The 13,524-nt window shown below is 62.8% G+C and carries 13 protein-coding genes and 9 tRNA genes; 14 read left to right on the top strand and 8 right to left on the bottom strand.

Annotation, left to right across the window (positions count from 1 at the left end):
* Window positions 1-147: 147 nt before the first annotated feature.
* Entirely contained in the window at window positions 148-957 is an 810-nt protein-coding gene (locus OCUBac02_RS27400; RefSeq protein WP_244639320.1) for an RNA ligase family protein, read from the bottom strand.
* Window positions 958-1,666: 709 nt separating this feature from the next.
* On the opposite strand from OCUBac02_RS27400, the gene OCUBac02_RS24060 reads away from it, so the two are divergent.
* The 9 genes from OCUBac02_RS24060 (at window position 1,667) to OCUBac02_RS24020 (ending at window position 3,638) form a co-directional block, all read left to right on the top strand.
* Window positions 1,667-1,755, top strand: a tRNA-Ser gene (locus OCUBac02_RS24060).
* A 30-nt stretch (window positions 1,756-1,785) separates the two neighbouring features.
* Window positions 1,786-1,876 (top strand) — tRNA-Tyr (locus OCUBac02_RS24055).
* A 915-nt stretch (window positions 1,877-2,791) separates the two neighbouring features.
* Window positions 2,792-2,878: transfer RNA gene (locus OCUBac02_RS24050), tRNA-Ser, on the top strand.
* Window positions 2,879-2,930: 52 nt separating this feature from the next.
* Window positions 2,931-3,020: transfer RNA gene (locus OCUBac02_RS24045), tRNA-Ser, on the top strand.
* A gap of 48 nt (window positions 3,021-3,068) precedes the next feature.
* Window positions 3,069-3,158, top strand: a tRNA-Ser gene (locus tag OCUBac02_RS24040).
* 75 nt (window positions 3,159-3,233) lie between these two features.
* A tRNA-Ser gene (locus tag OCUBac02_RS24035) sits at window positions 3,234-3,328 on the top strand.
* A gap of 39 nt (window positions 3,329-3,367) precedes the next feature.
* Window positions 3,368-3,454: transfer RNA gene (locus OCUBac02_RS24030), tRNA-Leu, on the top strand.
* A 14-nt stretch (window positions 3,455-3,468) separates the two neighbouring features.
* Window positions 3,469-3,555: transfer RNA gene (locus OCUBac02_RS24025), tRNA-Leu, on the top strand.
* A gap of 5 nt (window positions 3,556-3,560) precedes the next feature.
* Window positions 3,561-3,638, top strand: a tRNA-Leu gene (locus OCUBac02_RS24020).
* A gap of 180 nt (window positions 3,639-3,818) precedes the next feature.
* On the opposite strand, the gene OCUBac02_RS24015 is transcribed toward OCUBac02_RS24020, so the two are convergent.
* Window positions 3,819-4,397, bottom strand: coding sequence for a hypothetical protein (locus OCUBac02_RS24015; RefSeq protein ID WP_173049991.1), 579 nt, complete (start codon window positions 4,395-4,397; stop codon window positions 3,819-3,821).
* A gap of 136 nt (window positions 4,398-4,533) precedes the next feature.
* Here OCUBac02_RS24015 and OCUBac02_RS24010 point away from each other — a divergent pair, with 136 nt between their 5' ends.
* Window positions 4,534-5,865: a hypothetical protein gene (locus tag OCUBac02_RS24010; protein WP_173049989.1), complete on the top strand. Its 1,332-nt coding sequence runs from the start codon at window positions 4,534-4,536 to the stop codon at window positions 5,863-5,865.
* A 20-nt stretch (window positions 5,866-5,885) separates the two neighbouring features.
* On the opposite strand, the gene OCUBac02_RS24005 is transcribed toward OCUBac02_RS24010, so the two are convergent.
* Window positions 5,886-6,176: a hypothetical protein gene (locus OCUBac02_RS24005; protein ID WP_173049987.1), complete on the bottom strand. Its 291-nt coding sequence runs from the start codon at window positions 6,174-6,176 to the stop codon at window positions 5,886-5,888.
* A 16-nt stretch (window positions 6,177-6,192) separates the two neighbouring features.
* Entirely contained in the window at window positions 6,193-6,426 is a 234-nt protein-coding gene (locus OCUBac02_RS24000; RefSeq protein ID WP_173049985.1) for a hypothetical protein, read from the bottom strand.
* Window positions 6,427-6,561: 135 nt separating this feature from the next.
* Here OCUBac02_RS24000 and OCUBac02_RS23995 point away from each other — a divergent pair, with 135 nt between their 5' ends.
* Entirely contained in the window at window positions 6,562-7,731 is a 1,170-nt protein-coding gene (locus tag OCUBac02_RS23995) for a hypothetical protein (protein WP_173049983.1), read from the top strand.
* 3 nt (window positions 7,732-7,734) lie between these two features.
* On the opposite strand, the gene ligD is transcribed toward OCUBac02_RS23995, so the two are convergent.
* The 3 genes from ligD to OCUBac02_RS23980 form a co-directional block, all read right to left on the bottom strand.
* On the bottom strand, window positions 7,735-8,736 hold the full coding sequence (gene ligD, locus OCUBac02_RS23990; protein ID WP_280528874.1) for a non-homologous end-joining DNA ligase: 1,002 nt from the start codon (window positions 8,734-8,736) through the stop codon (window positions 7,735-7,737).
* A gap of 66 nt (window positions 8,737-8,802) precedes the next feature.
* The gene (locus tag OCUBac02_RS23985) at window positions 8,803-9,237 is read right to left on the bottom strand and encodes a hypothetical protein (RefSeq protein WP_173049980.1); all 435 of its coding nucleotides are present in this window, start codon (window positions 9,235-9,237) and stop codon (window positions 8,803-8,805) included.
* Window positions 9,238-9,252: 15 nt separating this feature from the next.
* Window positions 9,253-9,531 carry a hypothetical protein gene (locus OCUBac02_RS23980; RefSeq protein WP_173049978.1) on the bottom strand — a complete coding sequence of 93 codons (279 nt, stop codon included), beginning with the start codon at window positions 9,529-9,531 and terminating at the stop codon, window positions 9,253-9,255.
* Window positions 9,532-9,636: 105 nt separating this feature from the next.
* Between OCUBac02_RS23980 and OCUBac02_RS23975 the strand changes: the two genes are divergently transcribed.
* Genes OCUBac02_RS23975 through OCUBac02_RS23965 form a run of 3 tightly spaced genes read left to right on the top strand, consistent with a single transcriptional unit; the run spans window position 9,637 to window position 12,901 of the window.
* Window positions 9,637-9,984, top strand: coding sequence for a hypothetical protein (locus tag OCUBac02_RS23975; RefSeq protein WP_173049976.1), 348 nt, complete (start codon window positions 9,637-9,639; stop codon window positions 9,982-9,984).
* Window positions 9,981-11,900 carry an AAA family ATPase gene (locus tag OCUBac02_RS23970; RefSeq protein ID WP_173049974.1) on the top strand — a complete coding sequence of 640 codons (1,920 nt, stop codon included), beginning with the start codon at window positions 9,981-9,983 and terminating at the stop codon, window positions 11,898-11,900. Before OCUBac02_RS23975 ends, OCUBac02_RS23970 begins: the two co-directional genes overlap by 4 nt.
* Window positions 11,897-12,901 (top strand): metallophosphoesterase, encoded by a 1,005-nt coding sequence (locus OCUBac02_RS23965; RefSeq protein ID WP_173049972.1) that lies wholly within the window; start codon window positions 11,897-11,899, stop codon window positions 12,899-12,901. Before OCUBac02_RS23970 ends, OCUBac02_RS23965 begins: the two co-directional genes overlap by 4 nt.
* Here the strand turns inward: OCUBac02_RS23965 and OCUBac02_RS23960 are convergent.
* Window positions 12,898-13,311, bottom strand: coding sequence for a hypothetical protein (locus tag OCUBac02_RS23960; protein ID WP_173049970.1), 414 nt, complete (start codon window positions 13,309-13,311; stop codon window positions 12,898-12,900). The two genes, OCUBac02_RS23965 and OCUBac02_RS23960, sit on opposite strands and share 4 nt — an antisense overlap.
* Window positions 13,312-13,524 lie beyond the last annotated feature (213 nt).

Below are 13,524 nucleotides of genomic sequence, written 5' to 3'. Positions count from 1 at the left end.
ACAGGGTCCTGGGACGACGCGGCCATCTCAGCTTGCCACGGCACCCGAGCTGCGATCGCATCCCAGGCAAGCGCCGATCCCACCGGCCGGTCGAGGAGCTGGACGAGCTCCTCGAAGCCCGACTGTTTCAACGAGATCGTCACGAAGCTATCCTCGAAGTGCGGTGCCGGAATACGGCGCAGCCAGAATGTCGACGCCGGGAGCGAGACCGTTCTCAAGCGCTGGCCGCTGTGACCAATGCGCACCTGAGGTGATGGTCGCCAGAAAGTCGGCGCGGATCCATTTATAGCGCCCAACGACGCAACCATCGACCTCGTGCTTTACATAGAGGCCTTCAGGAAGGCTGGTCATATCGACCCAGGTGGCGGCGTCGGACGCAGCCACGCCGGCCGCGACGCATTGCTGAGCCAAACTCCTTTGCCAGTCATCGCTCTTGAAGAGGCTCTGCCCCAGGAGGTCCGGGACGTCAGCATCGGATTTCAGATGCCCACGATGGACAACCGGGACGGACGGCATAGGGGCTCCGTCCAGAAGGGCGTGGCGCTCATCGGTCGCGAGGTAGCGGCCGGTTTCGCGGTCGAACACGTCGAATTCGAACAAAAAATGCGGGAGCAGGTCGTAATAGGCACAGTGAACCCTGTGCAACCATTCGCAGTAGATGACGTAGCGCTCGCCAACGAGGTCCCGCAGCCAGCCGTCATGAACCGCGGCCCAGACCTTCAGGAGGTCGAACTGCGGCTCGCGAGAATGACCACCGAGCACCGTGCCTCGATGCCGAAGCAGTAGATTGCCCTCCTCCTGGTAGATCCCGATCTCGCCGCCATCGAGCTTTTCCTCGAAAACCAGATCGCCTCCGCGAAGGCTCGTGACCGAAACCTGGTCACGCGCGCCTTCGCCTTTCGCGGCCTTACTGCCGCGGAGGTGCTGTGTGCGAGGAAAACGGGGAGGCGTGAACATCTGAGGCCTGAGTCGCAGGTTCGAGCAAAAAACTTGCCGGCTCAACGCGGCAAATCACCAAACGATCCTCTCCCGATCGTCGGGATGAAGCAACGGCATGTCACGCACTGCCCACCAGCGCATCGGCCGATTCAAACACACGCGATGGCCCAAAAGGACTTGAAACGCAGCGCGAACCGAGGAAAACCGCTTGGGCGCGACAAGGAATTTCGATCCAATTAACCAATCTCAATCCTTCATCTACATGGATTGCTCCCCCCTGTTGACAGCGATGGGGGCTTTCAACGATATGCGGATCGTCCAATCCCGGACGAGATGAGTGAGTTCGATGGCTACGCACTTCGACAGCAAGGACGGCTTCAAGCCTCGTGCCCAGCGCACGATCGCTGCCGCTCGCCTGTCGTCGTCCAGTCTTTCACTCTCCTCGTTGTCCTATTCGGACAGCGCGACGGGGCATGGTCGAAACTGTGCGGATGACGGGAGCCCCTGAGGCCCCAAACTCCCAACAGACTGAAGATCAAGGCGAAGCCCCCGTCGGACACCGATCGGGGGCTTCGCCTTTTTCATTTTCGGGTCATCGCTGACCCACCGCTGTTTGACAATTTAGCTCGCGCATCGGTCGCCACACCGGTGCGCTCATGTTGGGCGAAAGCCCAAGCTGAGGCGTTGTGCTGCCCCCTCCAGGGCGTGCCGCGATCCTCAATCGGAAGGTCGGCTGGGTGAGAGGCTTAAACCAGCTGCGTGCTAAGCAGCAGCGGGCGTCACCGTCCGCCGCGAGTTCAAATCTCGCGCCGACCGCCGCCGAGTTTTTTGAAGGATTGGTCCTTCGGATGATGAACGTCGGGACTGGGAGCCCGCGGCTGACTGTAAATCAGCTCCTTTGAAAGGTATGGGGTTCGAATCCTTCCATCATCCACCAGATATCTTCAGATCACGTTGAGCGCAGAAGCGCTCCGTGCATGCTGAGGGCGCGCTTCGGCGCCAACGAGATAGGAAGAGACGGCAGGCAGCGGCTCGGAAGGCCGCCGGCAGCCAACCTGGTTCTCCCGGGCTCTCTTCCTCGAACCAGGAAGGCGGTTTCGAAAACCGTCAGTTCGCACCGGCTCAGAAAGTCGGAGCGCGATCAACCGGGGGAACCGGGCTTCCTGGACCAAACGAAGGGGGCGGCCTTGAAAGCCGTCGGCCAAGTGCAGCTCAGAAAGCTGCAGACCAGCCCTCCAGGTCGGAAGCCTGGATCCTCTTCGCCAGCGGAGGCATGCGGCCTTGAAAGCCGTCTGGTAGCACCGGCCCAGAACGCCGGCAGCGCCCACCGGACCTGAACTCCGGGTTGCCCCCGCCGATTTGGAGACCTTGCAGGAGCAGCGGCTCGGAAAGCCGCCATGGCAGCGACAGACTCGAAATTTGCTCGCTCGCACCCGGACTTGAAATCCGGAGCTTCCTGTAGCGGCCGTGAGCCCGGGCAAGCGACTTGAACTCGCATTTGCCCGGGCTCTGAGGCGGTCGGTCTTCGGTCCGAATTGTACCCCCGTGATTTGCCGATAGCGGCGGCCTTGAAAGCCGTCGGGAAGCCCTGCCTCGAAAGCTGGCATGCCCCCTGGACTTGAAATCCAGAGCTTCGGCAAGGCTGCTGGTGGACGCGACTTGAAATCGCGCTGCGCCGGCAGCCGAGATTTGGAGGCAGCGGCCTTGGAAGCCGCCGTGACCGCTGCGGTCCTGAAGGCCACAAGGCAGTCTGCCGGGTTTGAAACCCGGAGCTTCCCACCCATGAGGGCCAGCAACAGGTAGAGCATCACCTCGCTCCCTGTTGCTGGCGACCTGGAAAGTTTGCGCGCTTGGAGAGGTGGTCGAGTGGCTGAAGACGCCTGTTTCGAAAACAGGCCTAGGCGAGAGTCTAGCGGGGGTTCGAATCCCTCCCTCTCTGCGCGCGCGCAAAAGATTGAATCGGAATTCCTCGTGCATCGAGGATCACGGACGGAGAGCTGGCAGAGTGGTTTATTGCGGCTGGTTGGAAATCGGCTAAAGGCGAAAGCCTTTCGGGGGTTCGAACCCCCCGCTCTCCTCCAATCACATCAAGGAATGCCCCTTGGGTCCATCTCAAGGGGATGGGAATCGGAGCAGTGGTCGAGTGGCTTAAGACAGCGGCCTTGAAAACCGCCGTGGGCGAGAGCCCACCGTGAGTTCGAATCTCACCTGCTCCGCCATCCTGGAAAACGAGTTTCGACGCCCGCTTGGTAGGTCGAGCCTTGGCTCCCACCAGGCGGGCAGAAAGCAGGTACGGACAGGTGGCTGAGTGGCTTAAGGCGGTGGCTTCGAACCCCACCGAGGGGCTGAATAAGCTCCTCCGCGAGTTCAAATCTCGCCCTGTCCGCCAACGATGATCGGCGAGCAGCGTATTCGCCGAGGTGCAAATGCGGACGTGGCGAAACTGGTAGACGCAGCGCGTTGAGGGCGCGCGATCGAAAGATCCCTGGGAGTTCGAGTCTCCCCGGCCGCACCATCCCTTTTCTCTTCGCGGGCATGGCGAAACTGGTAGAACGCGCCGGATTCAAAATCCGGTGGCTTCAAGCCGTGCAGGTTCGAGCCCTGCTGCCCGCACCACTAATGCGCTCGTGGCGAAAATGGTAGACGCGCCTGTCTCAGGAACAGGTCCCTTGCAAGTTCGAGTCTTGCCGAGCGCACCAACTTCGGCCGCGCCGATCGCCGACCTGGCGGGCACTTGAACGGTGATCATACCGCTACGCGGCACGTGAGCGTTTCCGGATTGCAAGGAATGGCGATATATTCCTTGAACATTCCTCCGTCCGCTGCGCTCGTTGCGCGAAGGAGAGACGATGAAGCCGGCACCTGGCAAGACGTCAAGATCACGGACCCGCGGACATCTTCGTCTCGTATCCGGTCCGGCGCGTCCACATCCTCGCCGCGTCGATACCCCGGTGCAGCCGAGCCCTCATGCCCATCTCGCCGTGGGCTGTGATGCGGTCGAGGAGGCCGCCTTGGCGCAACTCGCCCTCGACATCGAGGCCGCGACAGTTCGCTATGCCCGTGCGACAGGAGCCGACGGCAAGTCGCCGGCTCGCGTCATGGCTGTCATCTCTACGAGCCTGCTGGAAGCGTCCGTGGCGTACGCGCAAGAACTCGGAAATGTTGGAGGGCCGCGCTTCGACGCCGTAAGGATGGCCCGTGCCGCGCGTGTCGTGGCCGAGGATATGCTTGCTGAGGAAGAGGTTCCCGGCCTCGGCTTCCGACGATAAGGATTCACGCCGGACCGCGATCGGGATAAGGTACTCCACCTCATCGAGCACTGCGCCATGTCCCTGGACTCCGAATCGATCATCGCGGACCCCGCCGCTGCCTTTGTTGACGGCGAGATTGGTATGGACGCTGCCATGCAGCTTCTCCAGGTCGACCGTCCGGACCAACTTGCCAGTATGCTCGAACATGCGGGACTGACGGCTCCCGAAGCCGATGGTGAAACGATCGCACCCTTCCGGCGACGGTAGAACAGAACTGCGGTCTTTGTACCTTTCATCGGTCACCCCTAGCAAAATTGGGAGATCCAATTTCGCAGGACGACCTATGAGCCAGGTTTGGAAAGCCCCCGACCAGAAAATTGATGGTCAGACCCGCTGCCGCGGCATCAACGAGCACGAGAACTTCCGCGTCATGCTCAACGAGGCCGACAAGGCGATCGAGGCGCTGGTTGGCGGGCCTGACGAAGCCTACGCCGACAAGCTGGCCTTGACTATTGTCGACTGCGAGGATTCGCTCTTCGGCAAGAAGCGCAACGCCGACCGCTATCTGGAAGATTATCGCCGGCACGCCGACCCGGTGGAGATGAGCGTTCGCGAGCTTGATCGCCTCCCGTCGCGGCGCCTACTTGCAACGGCAGAGCTGTCGAGGCGTGGCAACCTAACCGTTCACCTGACACCTCAAGCGGTAGGGAGCAACGGCGAGCTGACGCGCGCTCGTGAGTGGAAGAAGACCCTTTTCGACGGGATCGGCGGCCGCTACCGCGAGCCGAATGAACTGCTCTTCATCCGGAACGCCGGGATGCTCTTCGCGAGCAACAGCCTGGATGGCAAGAGCGTCGGTTTCGACGGCCTGAGCGATGCAGGGAAGAACGCCTTCCGTCTCGTCGCGGATCTGGTGAACACCGCCTACTGGCATCGCATGAAGGGCCTCGAACATTTCGACATGGCTGTCGATATGCATATCGCGCTGCTGCGAGACGATAAGCATGCAGCGCTCGGACTGGAGATGATCGATGACCTGGCCGAGCATCGGATCCATCTCGCCAGCCAGGTCGACCAGCTGGAAGAGCAGACCGGCTACTCTGCGGACGTCTTCCTGGAAGCGATGCGTGTGGCTGCCAACGAGCAGATGAACGGCAAGCCCAATGCCAAGGACGAGCTTCACACGAAGCTTTCACGCGAGCTGCGGACGAAGACCGATGTCGGCTCTGACCTCACGCCCGGCGCGGTTCGAGAAATCCTCGACCTTCTGAAGACGGCGATCGACTATCGCATTTGCAAACTGCCCAAGGCGGTTGCTGAAGCGGCGCCTTTGACGCCCCCGCCGCAGGCTCCTGTTCCGCCCGAGCCAAAGCAGCTTCGTGATCGCCCTCTCGCAGATCCCGAGCGCGTACGCTTTCGCCAGCGTCCGGATCTGTTCTTGGAGCCGCCGTATGCCCCGCTGCCGGCCGCCGAGTGGCCGGAGGCTCTCTCGCACGAGTTCGGCGTCAACAGCACGATGGCATTCGTCCAGAAGTTGAACGAGCTGCGCCAGTACGAGGGGCGCCTCCCAGTTCCGCAGGGCAGCTACCCCTCCTCGCCACGAATGCTTTCCGTCTTGCTCAAGGAGGCTCGAACCATCACGCGTCGCCAGAACGAGATGCGTCCCGGCATGTGATTACCGGAGCCGGCGCGGCGCTACTGTTCCGTGTCGGCTCCGCTCCGCGCGCCCCCGGAGCCACGAGCGCGAAACAGACCAACCGCTTTCTCGATGAAACCGAGTGCTTCCTCCTCGGGCATCCATCCGGCGTCGAACGGGCCGGCCCCGTAGGGCTCCTCATGACGCCAGGGTGAGCCGGGCGCCTCCTCGATCTCCAGCGCCCAGTGCATGCCGCGCGCCCTGAAATAGTAGGGAAGGCCGTCGACCGTCCCTTCCGACTGGACCGGGCAATTGCCGCCGATCCAGGTGATCTCGACACCGTCCACCATCTTCGTCGTCTCCTCGCTACGCGACCACCGGCGCAGCGCCCTGCCGGACGTAGATCAGCCCCGGTGCGATGACGGTCTCGCCGCTGGCGAGCTGATCCATATCCATCGTGCCATCACCATCGATGATAGCGACACGGTCGAAATCGTAGCGCACCCTGTCGGCCTCAATCCATTCCGGGATCGGCTTCTCATAGAATGTCCCGATGCTCGGTCCGTGCTTGACGCGGGGCTCGCTCGAACTCTCGGACATGGCGTACGACTCCTTTGCTGTCACGCCTATGGTCGCCCCGGCGAAGGTTTGCGTCCATCGATCCTTCAGTCTCGCTATCCAGGCCATTGTTCCATGCGTGGTCTCGAACGATGGTCGACCGACAAGGAGATCATCATGGCGTTCCAGCTGACCACCGGTGACATCGAGGCGGAGATCGACATCCGCAAGGGCGCGAGCCTCAGCGAGGCCGTCAGCCAGGCGCTCGATAACAAGGCGGTTCGAGAGCTGATCGGCCAGACCGTCGAGAAATATGCGCGTGACGTCTTCGACAATGACGGCGAGCCCTCCAGCGATTGGTTGGAGAAGTGCGCCCAGGCTTTCATCCTCGGCGGCCGTGACGCTGTCGAGGATCACATCCGTGCCAGCTTCGAGCATCCGAGCGCCGTTGACCATGCTGCCGAAGAAGCGCGTGGCGACCCGGCGATCGAGGAGCTCGTCGATGACCTGGTCGATGGCCTGCGCGGCGTTCGCCGGGAGAAGTCGTCCGCCATTCGCGATGCGATCTGGGCCCGGATGGATGAGGTCCTGGAAGAGGAGCTCGCCGCGAAGGACACCTCCGTGCCGCTCGACGCGATCGGCAAGAACGATCACGTCCGGCTCACCTACGTCCCCGGGATGAATGGGCTGTCGCCCGAAGACGTGATGATCAAGGCCGTGGATCGCGTCTGCAGCGCGGAGACCGTCATCCTGGACGAGCGCCTCATCCCGCTCTTCGTCATGGCAAACGTGGACCGCGACGCCTTCGTCGACTTTGTCCGAGAGGACAAGGGGATCGATCTCACCCAGGCCGGATTCGATGAAAGCTGGAGCGACTACCGGCGCGCGGAAGAAGAGGCCCGCGCCGCCTCGTGGCGGGATGCGACCTGGACGACCGATCCTGACAAGCCGGAGCTGGTCTCGAAGGAAGATCTCTTTCTCATCCTCGGCGAGAGCTCCTATGGCGGCGTCCCGTCGCTCACGATTTCGGTTCCGCTCAAGCAGTTCATCGAACGAGACTGGAGCCTTCCGCTCGTCATCGAGCCGGCGACCATTCGCGACAGCGGAAAGATGAGGACAGTTGCCGGCCAGCTCGGCCTTCATGATTTCGTCTGGGGCTCCGGCTACACCATCACCAATTCGAGCCCCATCACAATCCCACCGGATTCGCTGAAGGACTGGTGCGTCTCGGAGAAGACCGGGCACGGCTTCGACAAGGTCTACGACATGGTGGGCTGGGCGTATCGCGCCGGCGTCAAGGATGGAGAGCCTGCCCCCGAAGCTGAGCTTCAGGCTCCGACACCCTGATGCTTAGGCGGAGAGGTCAGCAATCTCGACCTCTCCGCTATCGGCCTCTTGAAGGCGCTTGAACGAGGCGTGCCGGAGCTTTCCTCCACCCGTCACGCCGAGGAAGGAGACCTCGGCAACCGTCTCCGGCCTCACCCAAGTCGCCTTTCCGCTATCGACCTGCGCCACCGCCTCCGACCGCTTCAGCGTCCGCAGGCGCTGCAAGATCGCAGCGGCGGAGCGTTCCGAGAACCCAGTACCGACGGTGCCTACATAGCGCAGCCCATCGCCTTCGCGTGCAGCGAGATAGAGCCGGGCGAGGCCACCCAACGACGAACGGGACGATTTGTATCCGATCACGAGGAAGCTCGCGGTCTGGAAGCATTTGATTTTCAGCCACTCGCCGCCGCGGCCCGAGCGATAGGGCGCGCGGGCACGCTTCGCGATAATGCCCTCCAGTTTCATTTCGCAGGCAGCAGCCAGGAACGCGGCGCCATCTGCCTCGACGGTTTCGCTCATCCGTAGATGAGGATCATCACCAATGATCTCCACAAGGGCTGCGCGCCGCTCCACAAGCGGAAGGTGCCGCAGATCCGTGCCGTCGCAATAGAGCAGATCGAAGCCGTAGAAGAGGACCACCCCACTTGAGCGCCGGCGGGCGGCGCTTTGAAGAGCGGAAAAATCCGAGACCCCTTGATCGTTCAGGACAACGGCTTCGCCGTCCATGATGAAGGTCTCGGCGGGAATGTTACCGGCGGCCGCGAGAATCCCGGGGAAGCGATCAGTCCAATCGAATCCACCCCGCGTCCTGAGGACGAGGCGACCATCGGGGTGCCGCTCGATAAAGAGCCGGTACCCATCCCACTTGACCTCATACACCCAGTCCGAGCCGGACGGCGGCCGCACGGCGCTCTTCGCTAAGCATGGGGGAATCGGAGCAGGGAAAGGATCATCGACCAAATCCGGCCCGGGCGTGCGCGCAACGACGCGGGAGCGCGAGACATCGCCGCCTGGGCCGGATCGCATGATGGGCCGCTTACGCACAACGCTACTCCACAACGCCGACTCAACTGCGACGAGGGCGATGCGTTCCTACGACCGAAGGGAAAGGGTCTGAACGGGGAAATGCCCCGCGAGAGCGCCTCTCAGCAGCGCCGCCAACCTCTCGACAAGCTCGGGATCATCCGGTGCATCGAGGAGGTCACCTTCCCGGTGAGGGCGGATATCGACGCCGCGCCAATTCCCCAGCATCTCGGCGGACGCAAAACGGCGGATGAACAGCAAGCGGGCCCTCGGCCCGGCGTAATCCCAGAACCGGTCGCCTTGGTGTACAGCTGCGTGATCGGCCAGGCCGTTCGCGCGCGTCAGGACGACAAGGTCGCCACCGATGACATCCTGGAGGGCACGCGCGAAGGCGAGACATCCTCCATCGAAGGGCCCACATTCGGCGGCGTCGAGCAGTTCAGCCGCGATATCGTCCGCGATCGGTCGAATTGCGGTGCGCCACTCCGCGAGCGTCATGGTCATGGCGCAGCCGGGGAATCAGCTCGCGAGCGCGTAGGAACGCTCGGTCAGAAGCGAGTTGGGGATGGTTGCGACCGGGGTCGACTCGCGGAGGAGCTGGACCAGCTCGACGTCGACGGCGGAATAGGAGAACGGCAACGCGGCGGGAGCGATGAAGACCTGCCACTCGGCGTTCTCGGTCGGCTCCGAAAGCTGAGCCTCCATGCGTGTGACCGCATCTTCAGGTCGCGCGGCGGCGATATCACCCTGGATCCAGCCGCAGTCCGCATTGAAAACGATGAACCTGCTGTTCTTCATGGGGAGACGCCTTGATCACGATTCGATGCATCAATCGTGAGGTCCATCGCTGAAAGCGACAACGCAGCTACCAGTGCTCATCCCCCGTTTCGATGAGCCTCGTTCTTGCGACTGTCGGCCGGCGAGCGCCATTGTGGTCCGGTAGATCGAGGACGATTCCAAATGACCACGCAACGCAGCGAAGCAGTTCGCCAGCTCGACGACCTGAAGAAGCGTCACGATGCCCTGCGCACCCGCGCCATCCGAAACCAGGCGGATAAGGAGCGGGCCGAGAGCGAACTTGCCGAGGCCGAGAAATCCGCCATCGAACAATTCGGCACAGCTGACGTAGCCACGCTGGTGAAGATGGCCGATGACATTCGGGCCGACAATGCGCTCAAGCTCCAGAGCTTCGGTGAGGCGATCGTCGCGGCGGAGACCAATCTCGCCGCCTTGGAAAATCAGCCCGCATGACGTCCGACCGGGCGACCCGGCTTGCCCGCGCCAGCGAACGCCATGCCCGCCTTGAGGGGCGACAGGAAACCCTTGCACAGCGCCGGGATGAGCTGACGCGCGATGTCGGCGCAGCGAAGGGGCGCTTGCTGATCAAGCGCGAAGTCGAACAGTTCATCGACGAGATCCAGTCCGAGGCCGGCCGCCGGCGGATCGGATCGTTCGAGACGCTTCTTTCGGCCCTGGTGACCGAAGTTCTTCCGGATGAGAAGCCGATTGCTCTTACGCTTTCGACCGAACGCGGCATGCCGGCGCTCGATATCTCCTCGAGGCACCCTTCCGGAAAGCTCGAAGACGTCCTCAACGACCAGGGCGGCGCGCTCACCAACGTCGTTGTCATGGGCCTTCGCCTGATTGCCGTGATGAAGTCTGGCCTTGCCCGCTTCGTCGCGCTGGACGAGCCCGATTGCTGGGTGGCCCCTGAACGGGTGCCGAGCTTCTTCCGCGTTCTCCAGGATGCTGCGACCCGCCTCGGGCTGCAATGCCTGGCGGTGTCACACCACGATCTCCAGAAATTCGACCCGACTGGCGCCCGCATCTCACGCATCGTTGGCGTTCCGAAAGGCGAGTCCGCCGTCCATTGCGAGGAGGCTCACCCGCACTGGGACGACGATCAGCCAGGCATTCGCTGGATCCGCCTGATCAACGTCCAGGCATACGCCGACGCCACGCTTCATCTTTGCCCTGGTGTCAACTTCATCAACGGAAACAACAACCTCGGGAAGTCTGTTTTCATTCGGGCTTTGCGGGCTGTGTTCATGGGCGAGGCAAGCGACAGCCTGGTTAGGCACGATAGCCAGCTCGCCACCATCGAGATCGGGCTGGCCGCGCGGCGCACGCTTCGCTTCAGCCGACAGCCGCGGCGCAACCCGGTCAATCTCTGGACGCTTCTCGAAGAGGATGGCTCGGTCGTCGAGGAGGCCGGCATCCATCACGAGACCGGCGGACGCGAGGCGCCGGGTTGGCTCTCCAGGATCTTCCCGGTCCAGCGCATCGAGAACCTCGATGTCCAGATCTCCCATCAGAAGACGCCTGTCTTCCTGCTGGGTGAGTCCCCGTCGCGGCGGGCCAGCGTCCTGTCGATCGGCCAGGAATCCGATTACGCCCGCCTCATGCTGGCGGTACACAAGGAGCGTAACCAGCGCGATCAGCAGGTGGTGCGCGACGGCGAGCGCGAGCTTGGGCGGGTGCTCGATGTCCTGAAAGCTCTGGAGGCTCTGGGCGCGATCAAAGCCGATATCGAGATCCTGCGCGGACTGGCGACGGAGATCGCGGACGGCGAGAGAAGGCTCAGCGCGGTCGAGGACGTTGTGGGCAGGCTCACCCGCCTCCGCAGCGCTCAAACCCGCCTGGAGGCCACCGGGGTGGCCTTGAAGGGGCTGCCGGGACCAGAAGATCTGGACGGGATCACTGCCCGCGAGGCGCGAGCAACCGAACTCGACCGCCTCTCAACAATCATCGACCGCACGTCCGGGATCATCGCAAAGGCCACACGCGAAGCCGACGTGCTCGGTCACATCCCGGAGCAACCGGTCTTCGAACCGATCGAACGGCAGATGCAGTTGGCGCGCAAGATTGCTGGACTACTCGACGAGCTGTCATTGATCGAGGCCTGCGATGCTGCCTTGGCGGAGCTTCCTGCGCTGCCCGATTTAACGCAGGAGCCGACCCACGACCGCACCGCCCAGACCATCGATGCGGCGCGTCAGCGGTTGATCGATGCCGAACAACAGGACGCTGCGATCGCTTCGGAGGAGGCGGATATCCGCCGGCAGATGGAAGCGCTCTCTGCCACCCTCGGCAATCGGTGCCCGACCTGCGGCTGCGAGGTCACCGCGGAAGCGCTGCTCCATCACATCCATGGAGTTGCAGCGTGATCGTAGCGGGCCATTTGCTTTACCAGGACCCGGTTCAGGTCGAAGGCCTGATGTTCGTCGGCGATCCGCACATCACCTCCGCGCGCCCCGGGCGCCGGAAGGATCCGACCTGGCCCGACCCGGTCCTGCGCAAGCTTGAACACTGCGTGGAGGTCGCAAATCAGCGCGGGCTCGCGATGATCCTGCTCGGCGACCTCTTCGATGACCCGTTCGAGAAGGACGAGGCGCTGAAAACCCGCGTCTCCCGTATTCTGAAAGCGCTCAAGATCCCGCCGATCGCGAATGTCGGGAACCACGACATCGCCAACAGCAGGCTCTCCGACGGCGATAGCCTGGCCTTCCTCGCTGTCAACGACACCCTGGATGCGGTGGCGGCTTCCGGTCCGGTCTGCGTTTTCGACCTCGGCGGCGTCAAGCTCGGCCTCGGCATGACCCCCTACGGCCAGGAGATCCCAACTGACGTCACCGGCGCCTTCAGCGGCGTGAATGCGGTCCTATGGGTCACGCATCACGATATTGCCTTTGAGGAGACCTATCCGGGTGCGGTCAATCCTTTCCCGATCGAGGGCTGCAAGCTCGTGGTCAACGGCCATGTGCACACCCGCAAGAAGCATGTCCTCGCCGGCGGCACGACCTGGCTCAACCCGGGCAACATCAACCGCCTCAGTATCGACGTCATCGATCACGTCCCCTGCGCCTGGACACTTGACCGGAATTCTCGCTTCGAGCCGGTCGAGCTCCCGCATGAGAGCGATGTCTTCGATCTAACCGGGCGCCTCGTCGACCCGACGAAGCCAAGCCCGCGCGACGAGAACATCTCCTCGGCTTTCGTCACGCTCCTGCAGGCAGAGGACGCCGTCGACACCTCGGCGAGCGCCGATGGCGGCATCATGCTCGAAGAGATCGAGCAGAAGTTCGAGCGAGACAATACGCCTGACAGCGTCCGCGCTGTGGTTAGGGAGCTGCTCCGCGAGGCGGTTGCCCGGAAGGCCGCGGCCTAGAGCGGCCGAACCTGCGGAGTCGGGGTCAGGAGATAGCCAATCTCGTCGCAAGGTGCATCGACCGTCTCAAGCGCGCCCAGCCCTCGTTCACCCTGGTCGATCACCGGTGCTTCGAGATGCAGCTGGTCGCCCTTGTCATCGACATAGGTCAGATGCAGGCGCTGTGCCTTCCCCTCGGCCGGCGAACTCAGGGCAATCACATAACTGCTCCCTGAGTGGTCGGAGATGAACTCCTGTGCCGCGTTGCGCATCGTATCGGGATCGACGCTGTCGAGCAGGGGAAGCACGGCGTAATTCTCACCGAGCTGAACGACGAAAGCGGCACGGAACGGCCGGAAATCCTGGTTCACGAAGACGTCCGTCGCGAGCTCGATTGCGTGCCGCACGAGCTCCGGTGATTGGATCGTCATGACCGCCCCTTCGTTCGAAGGGTTCGAAGGCCTGTGTTCGGATTTCGATGCGGCGACATCTCTGTCGGTCGTCCTGCATTCGGCGTCAGAACACGTTCTCCAGCTCCCTCGACACAGAATGCGCTGGCGGCGAATTCGGTTCAAGCGGCTGCGTCTCCAATTCTACAGCTTAGGGCGGAAAATTTGGCCGGGACGAGCTGGGCAAACCCGCTG

Origin of the sequence: Bosea sp. ANAM02, from assembly GCF_011764485.1 — a bacterium.
Lineage (GTDB): Bacteria > Pseudomonadota > Alphaproteobacteria > Rhizobiales > Beijerinckiaceae > Allobosea.
Note: the sequence above shows the minus strand (reverse complement) of the source record. Positions and strands in the feature narration are given on the sequence as shown.